The sequence below is a fragment of the Pseudomonas sp. NBRC 100443 genome (assembly GCF_030268185.1).
GTDB lineage: Bacteria > Pseudomonadota > Gammaproteobacteria > Pseudomonadales > Pseudomonadaceae > Pseudomonas > Pseudomonas citronellolis.
The window spans coordinates 1-21,641 of the sequence record NZ_BSQE01000034.1 but is presented as its reverse complement, the minus strand read 5'-3'; the positions used below and the strand labels follow the sequence as shown (position 1 = coordinate 21,641).

Sequence of the window (21,641 nt, the reverse complement as noted above, 5' to 3'; positions counted from 1 at the left end):
TTTAGCTATTTTTTCAAGTCGTTTAGTGGAAGGTCGAGTTGATGAGTTTTTTATCGCCAAGGTTCTATGCAATAGCGCGAAGGGCTTACCACCAACTCCCCTTGCCGCAGGCAATCAAGTGGCGTTTGAGAGAACGCATTGTCCCCCTGTTGCAGGCAATCAATTCTGACCCCACTCCACGAGCAATAATCAGGGCATTGCGAGCCGCACTGCTGCCCACCGAGAACGGGGTTGCACTTCATAACCGAGATACAGAACGGGAAGTTGCCCTGGCCAATATCCTTCAGGCAATCAGCAAGCATGCCCAGCAATATGGCCCCCCGGACAACTGGATCGCTTTGCCATTTCTGGCGACCGGTGGCGCCGAAATGGTGGCCCTGAACTTATGCCGCGCGTTGCGTCAACTGCGACCCGATCAATCCGTAGTCTTGTTGGTCACTGATCGAAAAGTTGTGAGTGAGCGCATGGTTGTGCCTGAAGGGGTACATCTGGTGATATTTGATGACCACTTGGGCGAGGACCTGAGCTATGCCCGCAAGCAGGCCTTACTGCGAGACCTGCTACTGGCGGCACAACCCGGAAGTTTCCACAACATCAACAGCGAGGTGGCATGGCACCTGATCCTGGCTGAAGGGGAACGTCTGAAGCGTTTTACGCGACTCTTCGCCAGCATCTTCGCTTTCCAGTTCACACCTGATGGCCAACAGAAGATCGGCTACGCCGCGTACTTCCTGAAGAAGGGCATGCCTCATCTGACGGGCCTGTTGTCGGATAACCAACGCTTCGTTGACGACGCTGGCCGGGAGTACGAGTTGCCGACCGAGGAGCGGGCACGCATGGCTGTTTTGTATCAGCCCTGCCGCCTGCTTCACGGTACAGGACGTGAACTGGGCCGCCAGCGCCTGGCCCAGCGTCACAAACATTGGCTGGAAAAGCCTGGCCAGAAGAATGAACGTCCCCAGATTCTCTGGGCGGGTCGACTCGACGCCGAGAAGCGGGTCGATCTGTTCCTAGATGTGGTACGCCGTTGTACCTTTGCCGACTTTCGCGTATTCGGCCAGGTTGTGCTGGAGGCAGGGGCCATACTGCCGGCCTTGCCCAACCTGAGCTACGAAGGGCCTTTCTCATCCCCTCTGGAATGGCTGGATCGGTTCGACTTTGATGCCTTCGTGTTCACCTCCCGCTGGGAGGGTATGCCCAATATCCTGATCGAGGTTGGCGCACTGGGTATTCCTGTGATCGCCCCGACGGTGGGAGGAGTGGGTGAACTGGTCTCCACGGAAACAGGCTACCCGTTGCCGGAGCGCCCGAGCGTGAGCGACTACGAGCAGGCACTACAGGCCATAAGCCAGAGCCCTCTGGAGGCCGAGGCAAGAGCGGCCCGAATGCTGGAGCGGATACTGGCACGCCACAGTTGGGAAAGCTTTGTCACCAACCTGAAGGATGTTCCTGGCTATGTGGGAACGCTCTCGACTACTCCAGAACAGGCAATACCTGCTCCTTGCTCCGAGCCCGGAGGACCACTCATCTCAGTGGTGATGCCTTGCTACAACCAAGCGCGCTACCTCCCGCAATCGATTGCTTCGGTTCTTGCCGCATCACGGCACCCACTGGAAATCATCGTGGTAGATGATGGCAGTACAGACCCACGAACGGAGCGGCTTCTGGCTGAAGCTGAACAAATGGCCCCAGGTGTCGTGCGCATTCATCGGCAAACTAATCAGGGACTATCCGGAGCACGCAACAGTGGCATTGCCCTGGCCCGGGGACAGTTCATCCAATTGCTGGATGCAGACGACCTTCTGTCCCCAGGCAAACTCGATGCGCAGGTAGCGCAGTTACAGGTGAATCCGAATCTGGACGTCTCGGTCTGCAATTTCCTGCTATGCGACGAATCGCGCTCTGATTTCTCGAAGCCAGGCGAAGCCATTGCGCAGTTCGACCTGACCGAGCAGGATTTTCTTTACCGTTGGGAGCGAGGTTTCTGCATTCCCATCCATTGTGGTTTGTTCCAGCGCAGGGTGTTCGGGGAGTCTCCATTCGACACCCACGCCCGGGCCAAGGAGGATTGGTTGTTCTGGACGTCGCTGGCCTTAGGCGGAGCGCGGTTCGGCTATATTCACGGCCACTGGGCCATATACCGCCAGCACGATGGCAGCATGCGGCGTTCTTACGTCAACATGGGGCGGTCCTGGCTGCAGACCGGACTCAAGATCGAGGGAATGCTATCGGGACGCGAACCTCTCTTTTTCGAATCGGTAGTGGCCTGGTTCGAGCAGTGCTATCGCGCGAATCCGAGCTACCGGCAGGAAATCGCCGCCCTCCAGTCTCAAGCCCAGTCGACATCGCAGCATATGACCCTGGCGATACCCGATAGACCTGCCACGGTCGATCCGCAGCAAATCCTGCAGCGACTGGATGTACTACCCCGTGATACCCAGACTCCGCTGATTTCGGTGGTGATTCCGATCTACGGGCATTATGAATATCTACCTGGTTGCCTCGCATCGTTGGCGGAGCAAGGTGATGTGTCCATGGAAATCGTTTGCGTGGACGACGCCTCGCCCGACCCACGCGTGGCTACCTTGCTGAACGCGCTGATAGATTACCACCCACGGCTGAGAATTCGGATCCAACCCTCCAATAAGGGGATCAGCGAGACGCAAAACGTGGCCGTCAACCTGGCACGCGGAGAATTCGTGGCGTTCCTGGATTGCGATGACGAACTGGAGCCAGGCGCATTGGCGACGGTGCGCGACTGTTTGCAGAAGCATCCCGACGTGGACTATGTCTTCACGGACCGAATCGACGTGGATGAACGGGGCAAGCCAGTGCGTGTCGCCCGTTACGGCGGCTATGCCAATCTGCATTTTTCGACGCAGGAGCGCATCCGCACCGACCTACTCGACGGCATGGTAGCCTCGCATCTAAAGGTCATTCGTCGGTCCGTGTACCAAATGGTCAATGGAAGCAATGCCGAATTTTCAGGTGTGCAGGATTGGGATTTGGCACTGAAGATTGCGGAGAAGCACCGACTCCATTACCTGGGCAAGCCTTTGTACCGGCATCGGGTACACGACGGTTCGGTCACGCGTGGCGATACCGTTGCGCAATTCAGAAAAACCAACTTGGTTCGCCGCCACTACTCCACACGTTGGCTGAGGAATGGGGGGGAAAAGTTCCACTGGGAAAACTACAAGATCTTCACAACTCAGGACTTCCCCTTGCCTCTCGACTCACTCAAGGCATGCTGGGAAAATGGACTTTTTTGTGTAGTGGATTCTCGGGGAGCCAATATGCAGATAATAAACTTCCTACGGGAATTCAATTCCTATTTCGATGGTATTTTGTGGAATGACCCCTGCCTCCCCGTAGCGCTATATGGCTATCTTTGGGATGACTCGATCCTGGTCAGAGCGGATGAGCCGGTAAAGGTTTGATTCTGCTATGGCTGAGGCTGTTCATGGGGTAAGGCATACGAAATGGTCTACCGTGCCCATCCCCCATGACGGCGTGCCATCGTGAATGAAATGAAATGCCCCACCAGGACACAGCAGACACCCCATTCCCTGCCCTGAATGAACGGAGCTCGGCAGGGCAGCAGTCATCTACCCTCTTAACAGCCCGGCCAGCCCTCCCATCTGCTCTGAATAGGGCAATGAAGTATCTAGCAGATCACTGGGGGAAACTCATGCACTCTATTCCGCCCGTCGATAGCAACTGTGTCCTAAGCACTTCCGCTCCCTTGTCAGCTATCGAGAGCCCCCAGGTTTTCTCCAAATTCACAGAGGGTTCAGCACACCATGACGATCCTAGTAACCGGCAGCGCCGGCTTCATCGGCGCCAACTTCGTTCTCGACTGGCTGGCAGGCAGTGACGAAAAGGTCATCAGCCTCGACAAGCTGACCTACGCCGGCAACCGCCAGAACCTGGCCAGCCTGGACGGTGACGAGCGGCACGTATTCGTGCACGGTGACATAGGCGATGGCGAACTGGTCTCCCGCCTGCTGGCCGAGCACCAACCCCGCGCCATACTGAACTTCGCCGCTGAATCCCACGTCGACCGCTCCATCCACGGCCCGGAAGACTTCATCCAGACCAATATCGTCGGCACCTTCCGCCTGCTGGAAGCGGTGCGCGCCTACTGGAACGGCCTTGGCGACGAGCCCAAAGCCGCCTTCCGCTTCCTCCACGTCTCCACCGACGAGGTCTACGGCTCGCTGGGCCCGAACGATCCGGCCTTCCGCGAAAGCAACAAGTACGAACCGAACAGCCCCTACTCGGCCTCCAAGGCCGCATCCGACCACCTGGTCCGCGCCTACCACCACACCTACGGGCTGCCGGTGCTGACCACCAACTGCTCGAACAACTACGGCCCCTATCACTTCCCCGAGAAGCTGATCCCGCTGGTCATCCACAACGCCCTCGCCGGCGAGCCGCTGCCGATCTACGGCGACGGCCAGCAGGTCCGCGACTGGCTGTACGTAAAGGACCACTGCGCCGCCATCCGCCGCGTGCTGGAAGCCGGCCAATTGGGCGAGACCTATAACGTCGGCGGCTGGAACGAGAAAGCCAATATCGACGTGGTCCATACCCTGTGCGACATCCTCGACCAGGAGCAGCCGCGGACCGACGGACGGAGCTACCGCGAGCAGATCACCTTCGTCAAAGATCGTCCCGGTCACGACCGCCGCTACGCCATCGACGCCACCCGCCTCGAACGCGAGCTGGGCTGGAAGCCGGCGGAAACCTTCGAGACCGGCATCCGCAAGACTGTCCGCTGGTACCTGGACAACCAGGCCTGGGTGAACAATGTCACCAGCGGCGCATACCGCGAATGGGTAGGTAAGCAGTACGCATGAACAAGATTCTTCTACTCGGCGCCAACGGCCAGGTCGGCTGGGAACTCCAGCGCGCCCTCGCGCCCCTCGCGCAACTGGTGGTCTGTGACCGGCAACGGGCCGACCTGAGCGACCTCGCGGGGCTGGCCAGGCTGGTCGCCGAAGAACGTCCCGACGTGATCGTCAACGCCGGCGCCTACACCGCGGTGGACAAGGCCGAAAGCGACATCGACGCCGCCCGCCGGATCAATGCAGAGGCAGTCGCGACTCTGGCCCAGGCTGCGCGGGAAATCGATGCCTGGCTGGTGCACTACTCCACCGACTACGTCTTCGACGGCAGCGGCGACACGCCCTTCGAGGAAGACGCTGCCACCGGCCCCCTGGGCGTCTATGGCCAGACCAAGCTGGAAGGCGAGCTCGCCATCCGCGAGAGCGGCTGCCGCCACCTGATCTTCCGCACCAGTTGGGTCTATGCCGCGCGCGGGGCGAACTTCGCCAAGACCATGCTGCGCCTGGCCAAGGAGCGCGACGAACTGCGCGTCATCGCCGACCAGGTGGGCGCACCGACCAGCGCCGAACTGATCGCCGACGTTACCGCCCTGGCACTGCAGCGCCTGGCCCATGATGCCGGCCTGCGCGAACGCGCCAGCGGTACCTATCATCTGGTGGCCAGCGGCGAGACCAGTTGGCACCGCTATGCCCAGTTCGTCATCGGCGAAGCCATCCGCCTGGGCGCCGGCCTGCGCGCCACGCCAGAACGCATCGCCCCCATCGCCACCAGCGAATATCCGCTGCCGGCGAAACGCCCGGCCAACTCGCGCCTCGCCAACGACAAGCTGCAACGCACCTTCGGCCTGGTACTGCCCACCTGGGAGTACCATGTCCAACGCATGATCCGGGAACTGGTAGACTAGGGAGCAATATGAAACGCAAAGGCATCATCCTCGCCGGAGGCTCCGGCACCCGCCTGCATCCGGCGACCCTGGCCATCTCCAAGCAGCTGCTGCCGGTCTATGACAAGCCGATGATCTACTACCCGCTCAGCACCCTGATGCTGGCGGGCATCCGCGACATCCTGATCATCTCCACCCCGCAGGACACCCCGCGCTTCGAGCAACTGCTCGGCGACGGCAGCCAGTGGGGCCTGAACCTGCAGTACGCCGTGCAACCGTCCCCGGACGGCCTGGCCCAGGCGTTCCTGATCGGCGAGGAGTTCATCGGCAACGACCTCTGCGCCCTGGTGCTGGGCGACAACATCTACCACGGCCACGACTTCCAGGAACTGCTGGTCAACGCCATGCAGCGCACCTCCGGCGCCAGCGTGTTCGCCTACCACGTGCATGATCCGGAGCGTTACGGCGTGGTCGAGTTCAATGCCGACGGCAAGGCCATCAGCCTCGAGGAAAAGCCGGTCAAACCGAAGTCCAGCTACGCGGTGACCGGCCTGTACTTCTACGACAACCAGGTGATAGACATCGCCAAGAACATCAAGCCCTCCGCCCGCGGCGAACTGGAGATCACCGACGTCAACAAGGCCTACCTGGAAGCCGGCAAGCTTTCCGTGGAGATCATGGGCCGCGGCTACGCCTGGCTGGACACCGGCACCCACGACTCGCTGCTGGAAGCCAGCCACTTCATCGCCACCCTGGAAAACCGCCAGGGCCTAAAGGTCGCCTGCCCGGAAGAGATCGCCTTCCGCCAGAAGTGGATCAGCGCCGAGCAGCTCGAAGCCCTGGCCGCCCCGCTGGTCAAGAGCGGCTATGGCCAGTACCTGAAACGCCTGCTTGTGAATACCGTATTCTGATGAAGATCACCCGACTTGCCATTCCCGACGTTGTACTGATCGAGCCGAAGGTCTTCGGCGACGATCGTGGTTTCTTCTTCGAAAGCTTCAACCAGCGCAAATTCGAGGAAGCGATCAACCGCTCGGCGCCCTTCGTTCAGGACAACCACTCCCGCTCGCTCAAGGGCGTACTGCGCGGCCTCCACTATCAGATTCAAAACCCTCAGGGAAAGCTGGTTCGTGTCGTGGATGGCGAAGTATTCGACGTCGCCGTCGACCTGCGTCGATCATCGAAGACCTTTGGGAAATGGGTTGGTGCGCTACTGAGCGCGGAGAACAAGCATCAGTTGTGGGTACCCGAAGGTTTTGCCCATGGCTTCCAAGTGCTCTCCGAACAGGCCGAGTTCCTCTACAAGACAACGGATTACTGGGCACCAGAGCATGAGCGCTGTATAGCCTGGGACGACACGGACCTGGCAATTGAATGGCCGCTGTCGCAAGAGCCCACGCTCTCCGACAAGGACCGCCAGGGGCAGCGCCTCTCTGAAGCTGATGTATTCGACTAGCAGCGGCGAAATGCCTTGTCGAGCCGATTACCGGTGCTCCGGCCGCAGGGGAACTGCTGCCGGTCAAGCCTCAAGGGTGTAGCATTCATGGCGGACGTTTCCGAGCGATGACCGTCACCTTGAATCACTACCTATCCCGTTGGCGCACGCTAGCGATAGTGGCCGGTCTGTTCTCCCTGCTCCTCTGGCCCCTCCACCACCTCGCCGAACGCTACTACAGCGAACAACTCGCCGAGCAGAACCAGCAGACCCTAGACCTCTACGTCGGCAACCTGCTCGGCACGCTGCGACGCTATGAGGACCTGCCGCCGGTTCTGAGCGAGTTGCCTACGCTTCGCGCCACACTGCAGCACACTGACAACATCCAGACCCGTGACGCAGCCAACGCGAGACTGGCGGACATCCGCCAGCGCACCGGTGCCGACGTCATCTACCTGATGCGCCCCGACGGGCAGACCCAGGCCGCCTCCAACTGGGACCAGCCGGACAGCTTCGTCGGCCGCAACTTCGCCTTCCGCCCTTATTACAAGGACGCGATCCAGGGTAAACCGGCGCGCTTCTTCGGCCTCGGCACCACCTCCAACCGGCGCGGCTACTACTTCGCCAGCGAAGTCCGGGATCCCGACAGATTGCTGGGCGTGCTGGTGGTCAAGCTGGACCTGGAACACATGGAACAGCTCTGGGGCAATACCCCGGAGCAACTGCTGGTCACCGACAGCAATGGCGTGGTCATCCTTTCCTCCAACAGCGCCTGGCGTTTCCATGCCAGCCGTCCGCTGTCGCCGGCCAAGCGGCGTGAGATCGCCGAGAACATTCCCTATCCGGTGCTCGATCCCAAGCCGCTGCGAATCGATGAGAAACGCTGGATCAGCCTCAGCCGCGAACTTCCGGAAACCGGCTGGACGGTGAGCATCTACACGCCGAAGGCGCAGATCGACAGGCCAGTACGCAGCGTGCTGCTGATAGGCGGCGCAACCCTCATGACCCTGCTGCTGTTGCTCGCCCTGCTGAGCATCAGCCGCCGTCACTATCTCGAGCGCATCGCCCTGGAGGCCCAGGCCAAGCGCCAGCTGGAGATGCGCGTACTGGAGCGCACCCAGGAACTGGAAGATGCCAACGCCCGTCTGCAGCAGGAGGTACACGACCGCGAGCAGGCTCAACGCGAGTTGATGCACGCCCAGGACGAAGTGGTCCAGGCCGGCAAACTGACTGCCCTGGGCACTATGTCGGCGAGCATCAGCCACGAGCTCAACCAGCCGCTCGCCGCCATCCGCAGCTACGCCGACAACGCCCGGGTGCTGCTCGACCACCAGCGCCTCGACGACGCCCGCGGCAATCTCGATCAGATCAGCTCACTGACCGAGCGCATGGCCTCGATCATCGCCCATCTCAAGGCCTATGCCCGCGGTGCGCGGCGTGCGCCGGAGAACGTAGCCCTGCAACCGGCGATCAACGATGCCCTGGCCCTGGTGGCCAGCCGGCGCCAGGCAATGAACGTCGAGTTGCAGCGTGACCTGCCCGACGCGCCGATCTGGGTGCAGGCCGGGGAAACGCGCTTGCGGCAGATCCTCGCCAACCTGCTCTCCAACGCACTCGACGCCCTCAGCGAGAAGGCCCCGCCGCGGCGCCTCTGGCTCACGGCCGAGCAGAAGCCGGACGGCATCGTCCTGTACCTGCGCGACAACGGCCCAGGCTTCTCGGAACAAGCCCTGGCCCACGCCCGCGAACCCTTCTTCACTACCAAGACCAGCGCCAAGGGCCTGGGCCTTGGCCTGGCCATCTGCGATACCCTGCTACGCGCCCTCGGCGGCCGCCTGGAACTGGGCAATCACCCCGAGGGCGGCGCTCTCGTACAATTGCACCTGTTGCCGGGAGTCCCCGGCGTGATGCCGACGCCCCAGGAGGAAACCCGCGCATGACGAGCAGCGCCGCATTCGCCGCCGATACCCAGGTCCTGCTGATCGACGATGACCCGCACCTGCGCCAGGCGCTGGGCCAGACCCTCGACCTCGCCGGCTTCCGCGCCACCAGCCTGGGCGATGCCCGGGAACTGGACGCCAGCCTCGCGCGCGACTGGCCGGGCGTGGTGGTGAGCGATATCCGCATGCCTGGCGTCGACGGCCTGCAGTTGCTGGAACAGTTGCATGCCCAGGACCCGGAGTTGCCGGTGATCCTGATCACCGGGCATGGCGACGTGCCCCTGGCGGTCAAGGCCATGCGCGCCGGCGCCTATGACTTCCTCGAGAAGCCCTTCCCCAGCGACGCCCTGCTCGACAGCGTGCGCCGTGCCCTGGAGGTGCGTCGCCTGGTGCTGGAGAACCGCAGCCTGCGCATGGCCCTGGCCGAACGCAAGGAAGTGCGCGGGCGCCTGGTCGGGCAATCGGCCGGTATGCAGCGCCTGCAAGAGCAAGTAGCTGCCCTGGCCGGGCTGCAGGCCGATGTGCTGATCCTCGGCGAGACCGGCTCCGGCAAGGAAGTGGTGGCCCGTGCGCTGCACGACCTGTCCAGCCGGCGCAACGGTCCCTTCGTCGCCATCAACGCCGGCGCCCTGGCCGAGTCGGTGGTGGAAAGCGAGCTGTTCGGCCACGAGCAGGGCGCGTTCACCGGTGCGCAGAAGCGCCGCATCGGCAAATTCGAGTTCGCCAACGGCGGCACCCTGTTCCTCGACGAGATCGAGAGCATGAGCCTGGACGTGCAGGTCAAGCTGCTGCGCCTGCTGCAGGAACGGGTGGTCGAGCGGCTGGGTTCGAACCAGCTGATTCCGCTGGACATCCGCATCATCGCCGCGACCAAGGAAGACCTGCGCCTGGCCGCCGACGACGGACGTTTCCGCGCCGACCTCTATTACCGCCTGAACGTCGCCAGCCTGCGCATTCCGCCGCTGCGCGAGCGCGGCGAAGACATCCTGCTGCTGTTCCAGCACTTCTCCGAACTCGCCGCACAACGCCATGGCATCCCTTCGCGCAGCCTCGCCAGCACGCAACGCGCACAACTGCTGGGCCACAGCTGGCCGGGCAATGTGCGCGAGCTGCAGAACGTCGCCGAGCGCTTCGCCCTGGGCCTGGACCTTGGCCTGGACGAACAGGCCGCACAGGTGCCGGCGGCGATTTCCGGCAACTCCCTGAACGAGCAGGTGGAAGCCTTCGAGCGCGCCCTGATCGCCGCGGAGATGGCCAACCAGCACGCCTCGCTACGCAGCCTGGCCGAGGCCTTGGGCATCCCGCGCAAGACCTTGCATGACAAGCTGCGCAAACATGGGCTGCTGTTCAGTGGCACTGGCGGGAATCCCGCCGAAGAAGCCGACGCATAAGCGGAATCTTGCCGACGCCGGCCCTACCCACCTGCTGAACCCCAGGCCACATGGGCGCTCCAGCGCACCTCGCGTATGGCACGGAGCTTGCGATACGCCTCCCCGGTGCCTTGCGCATCCTTCTCGCCCCGGCCCCGCGTCGTGGCGCCCGCCAGGCCACAAGCCCGGCGGTGTCCCTTCGGCCACCCGGCCCTGCGCCCCTCCGCACGGTGGGCGCGCCGCCTGTGCAGCGACCCTGTATGGGCATCTCCTTATAGAAAGCAGCCCGGCCATGCCGGGCTTTTTTCTGCCTCTCTGAAGCCTGCAACAAGTTCTGACAGATTTTTCCGATTCATGCCCCGACGCGGGAATCCATTCACGCAATCAATAGAAAGCCTGACGGTCACCGAAACGCCATCCGGATTTCACATGAATCCCCTCTAAATCAGGCGATATCGGCAAACCTCTCCTATCGTTCCTATTCATGCGGCCCGGCACCGCTGCGCAGTTGGAAACATTTGTTAGCAGGCTATTGATTTAGGTCAGGGGGGTTCCCTGACAGTCGGCGCCTAATGACTACACTCTCCAACTCCTATAGGGAGATTCCGAAAATGTCGCAAGAAAGCAGCCAAAAACTACGACTTGGGGCACTTACCGCTCTGGTCGTCGGTTCCATGGTCGGCGGGGGGATCTTCTCTCTCCCGCAAAACATGGCCGCCAGTGCAGACGTCGGCGCCATTCTCATCGGTTGGGCCATCACCGCGGTCGGCATGCTGACCCTGGCCTTCGTCTTCCAGACCCTCGCCAACCGCAAACCCAACCTCGACGGCGGTGTGTATGCCTACGCCAAGGCCGGTTTTGGTGACTACATGGGCTTCTCCTCGGCCTGGGGTTACTGGATCAGCGCCTGGCTGGGCAACGTCGGCTACTTCATGCTGCTGTTCAGCACCCTGGGTTACTTCTTCCCGGTCTTCGGCAAGGGCGACACCCTCCCCGCGATCATCGCGGCGTCGGTGCTGCTGTGGGCCCTGCACTTCCTGGTGCTGCGCGGGATCAAGGAAGCGGCGTTCATCAACACCATCACCACCATCGCCAAGATAGTGCCGCTGTTCCTGTTCATCCTGATCTGCCTGTTCGCCTTCAAGCTGGACATCTTCACCTCCGACATCTGGGGCAAGAGCAATCCCGAGTTGGGCAGCGTGATGAACCAGGTGCGCAACATGATGCTGGTCACCGTGTGGGTGTTCATCGGCATCGAGGGCGCGAGCATCTTCTCCTCCCGCGCGGAAAAACGCGCCGACGTCGGCAAGGCCACGGTCATCGGCTTCATCACCGTGCTGTTGCTGCTGGTGCTGGTGAACGTGCTGTCCATGGGCGTGATGACCCAGCCGGAACTGGCCAAGCTGCAGAACCCGTCGATGGCGCTGGTGCTGGAGCACGTGGTCGGTCACTGGGGCGCGATACTCATCAGCGTCGGCCTGCTGATCTCCCTGCTCGGTGCCCTGTTGTCCTGGGTGCTGCTGTGCGCCGAGATCATGTTCGCCGCGGCCAAGGACCACACCATGCCGGAGTTCCTGCGCAAGGAGAACGCCAACCAGGTGCCGGCCAACGCCCTGTGGCTGACCAACATCTGCGTGCAGGTCTTCCTGGTCATCGTCTTCTTCACCTCGGGCGACCCGAGCGGCATGGACCCGTACACCAAGATGCTGCTGCTGGCCACCTCGATGATCCTCATCCCGTACTTCTGGTCCGCGGCCTACGGCCTGCTGCTGGCGGTGCGCGGCGAGACCTACGAGAACGATGCGGGCGAGCGCAACAAGGACCTGATCATCGCGGGCATCTCGGTGATCTACGCCGTCTGGCTGATCTACGCCGGCGGCCTGAAATACCTGCTGCTGTCGGCGCTGCTGTACGCACCAGGCGTCATCCTCTTCGCGAAAGCGAAACGTGAAGTCGGCCAACCGATCTTCACCAACGTCGAGAAGCTCATCTTCGCAGGTGTCGTGATCGGCGCGCTGATCGCGGCGTATGGCCTCTACGACGGCTTCCTCACTCTGTGACATCACTGGAGACACTCATGAGCACGGAAAAAACCAAACTTGGCGTCCACTCCGAAGCTGGCAAATTGCGCAAAGTGATGGTCTGCTCGCCCGGTCTTGCCCACCAACGCCTGACCCCTAGCAACTGCGACGAGTTGCTGTTCGACGACGTAATCTGGGTAAACCAGGCCAAGCGCGACCACTTCGATTTCGTCACCAAGATGCGCGAGCGCGGCGTCGACGTCCTGGAAATGCACAACCTGCTGACCGAGACCGTCCAGAACCCCGAAGCGCTGAAATGGATCCTCGATCGCAAGATCACCGCCGACAGCGTCGGCCTGGGCCTGACCCACGAACTGCGCGCCTGGCTGGAAGGCCTCGAGCCGCGACGACTGGCCGAATTCCTCATCGGTGGCGTGACCGCCGACGACATCCCGGAAAGCGAAGGCTCCAAGCCGCTGAAGATGTTCCGCGACTACCTGGGCCACTCCAGCTTCCTGCTGCCGCCGCTGCCCAACACCCAGTTCACCCGCGACACCACCTGCTGGATCTACGGCGGCGTGACCCTGAACCCGATGTACTGGCCGGCGCGTCGCCAGGAAACCCTGCTGACCACCGCCATCTACAAGTTCCACCCGGAATTCACCAACGCCGAATTCGAAATCTGGTACGGCGACCCGGACAAGGACCACGGCTCCTCCACCCTCGAAGGCGGCGACGTCATGCCCATCGGCAATGGTGTGGTGCTGATCGGCATGGGCGAGCGGACTTCCCGCCAGGCCATCGGCCAGGTCGCCCAGTCGCTGTTCGCCAAGGGCGCGGTCGAGAAAGTCATAGTCGCCGGCCTGCCGAAGTCCCGCGCGGCCATGCACCTGGACACCGTGTTCAGCTTCTGCGACCGCGACCTGGTCACCGTCTTCCCCGAAGTGGTCAAGGAAATCGTCGCCTTCACCCTGCGCCCGGACGAGAAGAGCCCCTACGGCATCAACGTGCAGCGCGAGGAGAAGGACTTCATCAGCGTGGTCGCCGAGGCCCTGGGCCTGAAGAAACTGCGCATCGTCGAGACCGGCGGCAACAGCTTCGCCGCCGAGCGCGAGCAGTGGGACGACGGTAACAACGTGGTCTGCGTCGAGCCCGGCGTGGTCATCGGCTACGACCGCAACACCTACACCAACACGCTGCTGCGCAAGGCCGGCGTGGAAGTCATCACCATCAGCGCCGGCGAGCTCGGCCGCGGCCGTGGCGGCGGCCACTGCATGACCTGCCCGATCATCCGCGACCCGATCGACTACTGATCGCCACAGTCCACCCTACTCAATGCGGCGGCCCCGGCCAGGGCCGCCCGCCCCGCCAGCCACAAGCTGTACTGACGAGGGCCGATCCCATCCCACAAGGAGAAAGAACATGGCTTTCAACATGCACAACCGCAACCTGCTCAGCCTGATGCACCACAGCACCCGCGAGTTGCGCTACCTGCTCGACCTGTCCCGCGACCTCAAGCGCGCCAAGTACACCGGCACCGAGCAGCAACACCTCAAGGGCAACAACATCGCCCTGATCTTCGAGAAGACCTCCACCCGCACCCGTTGCGCCTTCGAGGTCGCCGCCTATGACCAGGGCGCCAACGTCACCTACATCGACCCCAACTCCTCGCAGATCGGCCACAAGGAGAGCATGAAGGACACCGCCCGCGTGCTCGGCCGCATGTACGACGCCATCGAGTACCGTGGCTTCAAGCAGGAGATCGTCGAGGAACTGGCGCAGTACGCCGGCGTACCGGTGTTCAACGGCCTGACCGACGAGTACCACCCGACGCAGATGCTGGCCGACGTGCTGACCATGCGCGAGCACAGCGACAAGCCGCTGCACGACATCGCCTACGCCTACCTGGGCGACGCCCGCAACAACATGGGCAACTCCCTGCTGCTGATCGGCGCCAAGCTCGGCATGGACGTGCGCATCGCCGCGCCGAAAGCGCTGTGGCCGAGCGACGAACACGTCGCCGCCTGCAAGAAATTCGCCGAGGAAAGCGGCGCCCGCATCACCCTCACCGAAGACCCGAAGGAAGCCGTCAAGGGCGTGGACTTCATCCACACCGACGTCTGGGTTTCCATGGGCGAGCCGGTGGAAGCCTGGGGCGAGCGCATCAAGGAACTGCTGCCCTACCAGGTCAACCTGGACATCATGAAAGCCGCCGGCAACCCGCGCGTGAAGTTCATGCACTGCCTGCCGGCCTTCCACAACAGCGAGACCAAGGTCGGCCAGCAGATCGCCGCCCAGTACCCGAACCTGAAGAACGGCATCGAAGTCACCGAAGACGTCTTCGAATCCCCGTACAACATCGCCTTCGAGCAAGCGGAGAACCGCATGCACACCATCAAGGCGATCCTCGTTTCGACCCTCGCCGACATGTGATCGACGGATGCGCTCCCCGGGCCCGGCTTGCCGGCCCGGGGGGCGTCTTCAGCTTCAGGAGGAAATGACTATGCGTATCGTCGTCGCATTGGGCGGCAACGCCCTGCTGCGTCGTGGCGAACCCATGACTGCGGCCAACCAGCGTGAAAACGTAAGGATCGCCGCCGAACAGATCGCCAAAGTGGCGCCTGGCAACGAACTGGTGATCGCCCACGGCAACGGCCCGCAAGTGGGCCTGCTGGCCCTGCAGGGCGCCGCCTACGACAAGGTCACGCCGTATCCGCTGGACGTCCTCGGCGCCGAGACCGAGGGCATGATCGGCTACATGATCGAACAGGAAATGGGCAACCTGCTGCCCTTCGAAGTGCCCTTCGCCACCATCCTCACCCAGGTCGAGGTGGACGCCAAGGACCCGGCCTTCCAGCATCCGACCAAGCCGATCGGCCCGGTCTACACCAAGGAAGAAGCCGAAGCCCTGGCCAAGGAGAAAGGCTGGAGCATCGCCCCGGACGGCGACAAGTTCCGCCGCGTGGTGGCCAGCCCGCGACCCAAGCGCATCTTCGAGATCCGCCCGGTGAAATGGCTGCTGGAGAAAGGCACCATCGTCATCTGCGCCGGCGGCGGCGGCATCCCGACCATGTACGACGACTCCGGCAAGAAACTCTCCGGCGTCGAGGCGGTGATCGACAAGGACCTGTGCTCCTCGCTGCTGGCCCAGGAACTGGATGCCGACATCCTGATCATCGCCACCGACGTCGACGCGGCCTACATCGACTGGGGCAAGCCGACGCAGAAGGCCATCGCCCAAGCCCACCCGGACGAACTGGAACGCCTCGGCTTCGCCGCCGGCTCCATGGGCCCGAAAGTCCAGGCCGCCGCCGAATTCGCCCGCGCCACCGGCAAGGACGCGGTGATCGGCTCGCTGGAAAACATCGTGGCCATCACCCAGGGCAAGTCCGGCACCCGCGTCAGCACCAAAAAACCCGGCATCGAGTACCGCTGAGTCCGTTCTGCAACCCCGCCCGGGAGCCACACCGGCTCCCGGCGTCTTCGCGCATCCGTTCCACCCCTCCTTCCTGGCAAGTTCGTCGCCTTTCGCCGTCAATCCCTGGCCAAAAGCGTGACTCGGCAGTCATCATCCTCGTCAGCATAAGCATTCCAATCACAGAGCTGCCGCCGGGCTTGTGCCCCTGATCCGTGATGTCGCCTCTCTGCGCCTCGCGTGCACCCTGGTCGCGCCATCCGGTCCTGCACAGGACGGGCCTATATGAAGGAGTTTGCGAGAGATGTCTCGACTACCGGTCATCGTTGGTTTTGGTGGGTATAACGCCGCGGGTCGCAGTTCCTTCCACCATGCGTTCCGTCGCACCGTCCTGGAGTCCCTGGACGAGCAGGCCCGCCAGCAGACCCTCGCCGGCCTGGCCGTGATGATGAAGCTGGTGAAGTTCGAGGACGGCCACTACCTGGACGCCGCCGACGGCGCGCGCCTGGACCTGGCCGCCATCGAGCGGCGGCATGCCGCGCAGATCCTCGGCTCCACCCTGATCCGCCGCATCGAGAAGCAGTACTTCGACGTCGATGCCGCGCACTGGCACAAGAACCTCACCCTGGAAGCCGACGGCGCCCAGCCGCTGAGCTTCACCACCGCGCGCAAGCAGCTGCCCGAGCCGCTGCCGGCCAACTGGTCGGTGGAAGAACTGGCCGACAACCAGGTGCGCGTCACCCTCCACGACAGCGTCGAGGTCAAGGTCGACAGCTACCGCGAGATGCCGGTGAAGTCCGCCGGCCAGCTGCCCACCGGCTTCGAGCCGGGCGAGCTGTACGCCTCGCGCTTCCACCCGCGCGGCCTGCAGATGGCCGTGGTGGGCGCCACCGACGCGATCCGCTCGGTGGGCATCGACTGGCAGCGCATCGTCGACCGCGTGCAGCCCGACGAAATCGCCGTGTTCTCCAGCAGCATCATGAGCCAGCTCGACGACAACGGCTTCGGCGGCCTGCTGCAGTCGCGCCTCAAGGGCCACCGCGTCAGCGCCAAGCAGCTGCCGCTGGGCTTCAACAGCATGCCCACCGACTTCATCAACGCCTACGTGCTGGGCAGCGTCGGCCTCACCGGCAGCGTCACCGGCGCCTGCGCCACCTTCCTCTACAACCTGCAGAAAGGCATCGAGGCCATCACCTCCGGCCAGGCGCGGGTGGTCGTGGTGGGCAACAGCGAAGCGCCGATCACCTCGGAAATCGTCGAGGGCTACGCGGCCATGAGCGCCCTGGCCACCGAGGAAGGCCTGCGCAACATCGAGGGCCGCCCGGACGTGGACTTCCGCCGCGCCAGCCGCCCGTTCGGCGAGAACTGCGGCTTCACCCTGGCCGAATCCAGCCAGTACGTGGTGCTGATGGACGACGCCCTGGCCCTGGAGCTGGGCGCCGACATCCACGGCGCGGTGACCGACGTCTTCATCAACGCCGACGGCTTCAAGAAATCCATCTCCGCCCCCGGCCCAGGCAACTACCTGACCATGGCCAAGGCCGTGGCCGCCGCCATGCAGATCGTCGGCGAGGAAGGCGTGCGCCGCCACAGCTTCGTCCACGCCCACGGCTCCAGCACCCCGGCCAACCGCGTCACCGAGTCGGAAATCCTCGACCGCGTGGCCAAGGCCTTCGGCATCGCCGACTGGCCGGTGGCCGCGGTCAAGGCCTTCGTCGGCCACTCCCTGGCCACCGCCAGCGCCGACCAGCTGGTCTCCGCCCTGGGCACCTTCAAGTACGGCCTGCTGCCGGGCATCAAGACCGTCGAGACCTTCGCCGCCGACGTGCACAAGGATCGCATCGCGCTGTCCAACAAGGACCGCCGCCGCGACGACCTGGACGTCTGCTTCATCAACTCCAAGGGCTTCGGCGGCAACAACGCCACCGGCGTGCTGCTCTCCCCGCGCCTGGCCGAGAAGATGCTGCGCAAGCGCCACGGCGCCGCCGCCTTCGACGCCTACCAGGCGCGCCGCGAACAGACCCGCGCCGCCGCCCAGCGCTACGAGGAACAGGCGCTCAAGGGCCAGTTCGACATCATCTACAACTTCGGCAACGACATGATCGACGACCGCGACATCCGCATCGGCGCCGAGGAAATGAGCGTGCCGGGCTTCGCCCAGCCGCTGGTGTACAAGAAGGACGAGCGCTTCAGCGACATGCTCGACTAAAGCGCCGCGCTCATGAAAAAGCCGGCAGATGCCCGGCTTTTTCATTGTGCTGTCCCGCGCCTTGGCGCACTTCGGTCGGCTCTCTTGCACCTGTAGGAGCGCGCCCTGCGCGCGAATCGCGGGCAGGGCCCGCTCCTACGTTGTTTTCTGGGCTCCCGGGGGTATGAGGACGGTGCCTGGCTTCGACGCCGCTCAGGGCAGCCCCCTCTCCCGCTTGCGGGAGAGGGTTGGGGAGAGGGCGCTCTTAAAGGGCATCGGTATTCCTGCCAACGGCGGATAACCGCGAACGGTTATACGCCCTACGTTGCGGGGAAGCACGATGATAGGAACGGACTCCGTCCGCGATCCCTAATAGCTCCCCTGCCCCACGCCCAGCTCGAGGATGCTCGACTTCAGGTTCTCGAAGTCGTACTCGGTCAGCCCCACGTAATCCAGCACCAGGGAGCGGATGCTCTCCCACTCGTGATCCTCCGGCTGGTTGCCGAGGATGCGGTGCGAGCCGCAGATGTGCTCGGCCATCTTGAGGATCGCCAGGAGGTTCTTCAGCTGGGTGTTGCGGCTGCTTTCCTCGCTGAACACCGTGAGCGCGTTGTGGTGGTTGGCGATGGCCTCGCAGACGTGCTCCGGCAGGCGCCAGGAACGCGCGGTGAAGTAGCCGACCACGGCGTGGTTGGTGTTCAGCACGCGGTTCTCGGTGTCCACCACGCGGCGCTCGTCGCTGGCGCTGGCATAGGCCTCCTCCAGCACCGCCATGTAGTGCGGGAAGCGCTTGAGCATCAGCGGGATGCCGCAATTGTGGAACAGCCCCAGGGCATAGGCCTCGTCCACCGACTCGTAGCCGATGCGCTTGGCCAGGGTCAGGCAGCTCATGGCCACGTCCTGGGCGGTGTCCCAGAAGCGGTTGAGGGTGACGATGGTGTCGTCGCTCATCTCGCCCTTGATCGACTGGGCGTTGATCAGGTTGATCACCGAGCGGCTGCCCAGCAGGTTGACCGCGCGCTGGATCGAGGTGATGCGGTTGGCCAGGCCGAAGAACGGCGAGTTGACCAGCTTGAGCAACGCGCCGGACAACCCGGGGTCCTGGCTGATGAGCTTGGCGATGGCCTTCAGGTCGGGGTTGGGCATGACCTGTTCCATCTGCAGGTCGACCATGATCTGCGGTTGCGGCGGCACGCTGATGCCCTGCAGGGTCTGGCGGATCTGTTCGGCGGAGAGTTCTTGGACCATGGGGACGGTCTGGAAAAGTTGACGGGGCGCACAGTTTACCCAGACGGACGACTTCTGGAACTGCCGATTTAGACAGAACCGTATCGGCAGCCGCGGCGCGAACTTTATGCCTGCTCGTCACGCCCGCGCGGCATCGGCAACCCCGGCGGCCAGCGGTTATAATCTCGCTCTTTTTCCCGGAGCACCGCCATGACCCTGCCCAGCTTGCGTCTGAAAGCCAACGCCGAGCGCCGCCTGCGCGCCGGCCACCTGTGGGTCTACAGCAACGAGGTGGATGTCCAGGCCACGCCGCTGAACGCCTTCGCCGCCGGCGACCAGGCGATCCTCGAGATGGCCAACGGCAAGCCGCTGGGCGTGGTGGCGCTGAGCCCCAACAACCTGATCTGTGCACGCCTGGTTTCCCGCGACACCAAGCACGTTCTCGACAAATCGCTGCTGGTACACCGCCTCAACGTCGCCCTGAGCCTGCGCGAGCGCCTCTTCGACAAGCCCTTCTACCGCCTGGTCTACGGTGACGCCGACCTGCTCCCCGGCCTGGTGGTGGACCGCTTCGGCGACGTGCTGGTGGTGCAGCTCGCCTCGGCGACCATGGAGAAGCACCGCGACGACGTGCTCGCCGCCCTGCTGCAGGTGCTCAAGCCCGCTGCCGTGCTGTGGAAGAACGACTCCAGCGCGCGCGATGCCGAAGGCCTGGAGCGCTACGTGGAGAATGCCTACGGCGAAGTGCCCGAATGGGTCGCCCTGGAAGAGAACGGCGTGCGCTTCGAGGCCCCGGTGCTGGCCGGGCAGAAGACCGGCTGGTTCTACGATCACCGCATGAACCGCGCGCGCCTGGCGCCCTACGTGAAAGGCAAGCGCGTGCTCGACCTGTTCAGCTACATCGGCGGCTGGGGCATCCAGGCCGCGGCCTTCGGCGCCAGCGACGTGATGTGCGTGGACGCCTCCGGCTTCGCCCTCGACGGCGTGGAGCGCAACGCCACCCTCAACGGCCTGTCCGACAAGGTCGCCTGCGTGGAAGGCGACGTGTTCGACGCCCTGCGCGAGCTGAAGGCCGCCGACGAGCGCTTCGACGTGGTCATCGCCGACCCGCCGGCCTTCATCAAGCGCAAGAAGGACCTGAAGAACGGCGAGGCCGCCTACCGCCGCCTCAACGAACAGGCCATGCGCCTGCTCTCCAAGGACGGCATCCTGGTCAGCGCCTCCTGCTCCATGCACCTGCCCGAGGACGACCTGCAGAACATCCTGCTCGGCAGCGCCCGCCACCTGGACCGCAACCTCCAGCTGCTGGAACGCGGCGGCCAGGGCCCGGACCACCCGGTGCACCCGGCCATCGCCGAGACCCGCTATATCAAGAGTCTGACGGTGCGGTTGTTGCCCAATAGCTGATAGCTTCAAAGCTGGAAGCTGGAAGCTGGAAGCTGGAAGCTGGAAAAGTATTCCAGGCGCCGCTCTTTCTTCAAGCTTCCAGCTTCAGGCTTCCAGCTGCCCCCCCGCCGACCATCAGCCTTTCCCTGACGGCGGCGGCCGGCGTAGAATCCTGCACATCCCTCGCCAACATCCCCCGGCGGGCCCGTGAGCCCCGGCCGCGCGGGCGGTGACCCCGCCCCGTCTTGCAGCCCCCTCCGAGCATGCAGCTCCATCTGCCGTTTGCATGTGCCTCGAACGACGCTCACGATAAGACTCTTACCGATGCCTGATTAGCCGCAGGAACTCGTCATGCCCGATTACCGCTCGAAAACCTCCACCCACGGCCGCAACATGGCCGGCGCCCGCGCCCTCTGGCGCGCCACCGGGATGAAGGACGAAGACTTCAAGAAACCGATCATCGCCATCGCCAACTCCTTCACCCAGTTCGTGCCCGGCCACGTACATCTGAAGGACCTGGGCCAGCTGGTCGCCCGCGAGATCGAGAAGGCCGGCGGCGTGGCCAAGGAATTCAACACCATAGCCGTCGACGACGGCATCGCCATGGGCCACGACGGCATGCTCTATTCCCTGCCGAGCCGCGAGATCATCGCCGACTCCGTGGAATACATGGTCAACGCCCACTGCGCCGACGCCATCGTCTGCATCTCCAACTGCGACAAGATCACCCCCGGCATGCTGATGGCCGCCCTGCGCCTGAACATCCCGGTGGTGTTCGTTTCCGGCGGGCCGATGGAGGCCGGCAAGACCAAGCTGGCCAGCCACGGCCTGGACCTGGTCGACGCCATGGTGGTCGCGGCGGACGATTCCTGCTCCGACGAGAAGGTCGCCGAATACGAGCGCAGCGCCTGCCCCACCTGCGGCT

Annotated in this window: 15 protein-coding genes; 14 read left to right on the top strand and 1 reads right to left on the bottom strand. The window is 63.6% G+C overall.

The features are described from left to right. Positions 1–101: 101 nt before the first annotated feature. From QSJ95_RS30210 to QSJ95_RS30155, 12 genes are all read left to right on the top strand, one after another. Entirely contained in the window at positions 102–3,440 is a 3,339-nt protein-coding gene (locus QSJ95_RS30210; RefSeq protein WP_160329395.1) for a glycosyltransferase, read from the top strand. 363 nt (positions 3,441–3,803) lie between these two features. Next, positions 3,804–4,862, top strand: a complete 1,059-nt coding sequence (gene rfbB, locus QSJ95_RS30205) for a dTDP-glucose 4,6-dehydratase (protein WP_269962110.1) — start codon at positions 3,804–3,806, stop codon at positions 4,860–4,862. After that, positions 4,859–5,755 (top strand): dTDP-4-dehydrorhamnose reductase, encoded by an 897-nt coding sequence (gene rfbD / locus QSJ95_RS30200; protein ID WP_285647346.1) that lies wholly within the window; start codon positions 4,859–4,861, stop codon positions 5,753–5,755. The genes rfbB and rfbD overlap by 4 nt, the downstream gene beginning before the upstream one ends. An 8-nt stretch (positions 5,756–5,763) precedes the next feature. Further along, positions 5,764–6,645 carry a glucose-1-phosphate thymidylyltransferase RfbA gene (rfbA, locus tag QSJ95_RS30195; protein ID WP_285647344.1) on the top strand — a complete coding sequence of 294 codons (882 nt, stop codon included), beginning with the start codon at positions 5,764–5,766 and terminating at the stop codon, positions 6,643–6,645. Then, a complete protein-coding gene (gene rfbC, locus QSJ95_RS30190) occupies positions 6,645–7,190 on the top strand; it encodes a dTDP-4-dehydrorhamnose 3,5-epimerase (RefSeq protein WP_058488093.1) in 546 nt (181 codons plus the stop codon). The genes rfbA and rfbC overlap by 1 nt, the downstream gene beginning before the upstream one ends. A 107-nt stretch (positions 7,191–7,297) precedes the next feature. Next, entirely contained in the window at positions 7,298–9,109 is a 1,812-nt protein-coding gene (locus QSJ95_RS30185) for a sensor histidine kinase (RefSeq protein WP_285647341.1), read from the top strand. Continuing rightward, complete coding sequence (locus tag QSJ95_RS30180; protein WP_285647338.1) at positions 9,106–10,500, top strand: sigma-54-dependent transcriptional regulator; 1,395 nt, start codon at positions 9,106–9,108, stop codon at positions 10,498–10,500. Before QSJ95_RS30185 ends, QSJ95_RS30180 begins: the two co-directional genes overlap by 4 nt. Positions 10,501–11,090: 590 nt before the next feature. Then, positions 11,091–12,539, top strand: coding sequence for an arginine-ornithine antiporter (gene arcD, locus QSJ95_RS30175; RefSeq protein WP_081884577.1), 1,449 nt, complete (start codon positions 11,091–11,093; stop codon positions 12,537–12,539). 17 nt (positions 12,540–12,556) lie between these two features. Further along, positions 12,557–13,813: an arginine deiminase gene (gene arcA, locus QSJ95_RS30170; protein ID WP_009613904.1), complete on the top strand. Its 1,257-nt coding sequence runs from the start codon at positions 12,557–12,559 to the stop codon at positions 13,811–13,813. A gap of 109 nt (positions 13,814–13,922) precedes the next feature. Then, positions 13,923–14,933 carry an ornithine carbamoyltransferase gene (locus QSJ95_RS30165; protein ID WP_009613905.1) on the top strand — a complete coding sequence of 337 codons (1,011 nt, stop codon included), beginning with the start codon at positions 13,923–13,925 and terminating at the stop codon, positions 14,931–14,933. Between the two features lie 70 nt (positions 14,934–15,003). Next, entirely contained in the window at positions 15,004–15,936 is a 933-nt protein-coding gene (gene arcC / locus QSJ95_RS30160; RefSeq protein WP_043268297.1) for a carbamate kinase, read from the top strand. Between the two features lie 283 nt (positions 15,937–16,219). Then, a complete protein-coding gene (locus tag QSJ95_RS30155; RefSeq protein ID WP_009613907.1) occupies positions 16,220–18,124 on the top strand; it encodes a beta-ketoacyl synthase in 1,905 nt (634 codons plus the stop codon). A gap of 348 nt (positions 18,125–18,472) precedes the next feature. Here QSJ95_RS30155 and QSJ95_RS30150 read toward each other — a convergent pair whose 3' ends face one another. Beyond that, on the bottom strand, positions 18,473–19,297 hold the full coding sequence (locus tag QSJ95_RS30150; protein WP_285647399.1) for an HDOD domain-containing protein: 825 nt from the start codon (positions 19,295–19,297) through the stop codon (positions 18,473–18,475). Positions 19,298–19,540: 243 nt separating this feature from the next. Between QSJ95_RS30150 and QSJ95_RS30145 the strand changes: the two genes are divergently transcribed. Together QSJ95_RS30145 and QSJ95_RS30140 are read left to right on the top strand one after the other, a co-directional pair. Then, complete coding sequence (locus QSJ95_RS30145; RefSeq protein ID WP_285647331.1) at positions 19,541–20,737, top strand: class I SAM-dependent rRNA methyltransferase; 1,197 nt, start codon at positions 19,541–19,543, stop codon at positions 20,735–20,737. Between the two features lie 330 nt (positions 20,738–21,067). Then, on the top strand, positions 21,068–21,641 hold a 574-nt coding region (locus QSJ95_RS30140; protein ID WP_285647329.1), incomplete at its 3' end, for a dihydroxy-acid dehydratase domain-containing protein.

What these genes read in the sequence shown, in the direction of transcription:
- rfbB (WP_269962110.1), top strand. Translation starts at nt 3,804, where the DNA reads ATGACGATCCTAGTAACCGGCAGCGCCGGCTTCATCGGCGCCAACTTC.
- rfbD (WP_285647346.1), top strand. Translation starts at nt 4,859, where the DNA reads ATGAACAAGATTCTTCTACTCGGCGCCAACGGCCAGGTCGGCTGGGAA.
- rfbA (WP_285647344.1), top strand. Translation starts at nt 5,764, where the DNA reads ATGAAACGCAAAGGCATCATCCTCGCCGGAGGCTCCGGCACCCGCCTG.
- rfbC (WP_058488093.1), top strand. Translation starts at nt 6,645, where the DNA reads ATGAAGATCACCCGACTTGCCATTCCCGACGTTGTACTGATCGAGCCG.
- QSJ95_RS30185 (WP_285647341.1), top strand. Translation starts at nt 7,298, where the DNA reads ATGACCGTCACCTTGAATCACTACCTATCCCGTTGGCGCACGCTAGCG.
- QSJ95_RS30180 (WP_285647338.1), top strand. Translation starts at nt 9,106, where the DNA reads ATGACGAGCAGCGCCGCATTCGCCGCCGATACCCAGGTCCTGCTGATC.
- arcD (WP_081884577.1), top strand. Translation starts at nt 11,091, where the DNA reads ATGTCGCAAGAAAGCAGCCAAAAACTACGACTTGGGGCACTTACCGCT.
- arcA (WP_009613904.1), top strand. Translation starts at nt 12,557, where the DNA reads ATGAGCACGGAAAAAACCAAACTTGGCGTCCACTCCGAAGCTGGCAAA.
- QSJ95_RS30165 (WP_009613905.1), top strand. Translation starts at nt 13,923, where the DNA reads ATGGCTTTCAACATGCACAACCGCAACCTGCTCAGCCTGATGCACCAC.
- arcC (WP_043268297.1), top strand. Translation starts at nt 15,004, where the DNA reads ATGCGTATCGTCGTCGCATTGGGCGGCAACGCCCTGCTGCGTCGTGGC.
- QSJ95_RS30155 (WP_009613907.1), top strand. Translation starts at nt 16,220, where the DNA reads ATGTCTCGACTACCGGTCATCGTTGGTTTTGGTGGGTATAACGCCGCG.
- QSJ95_RS30145 (WP_285647331.1), top strand. Translation starts at nt 19,541, where the DNA reads ATGACCCTGCCCAGCTTGCGTCTGAAAGCCAACGCCGAGCGCCGCCTG.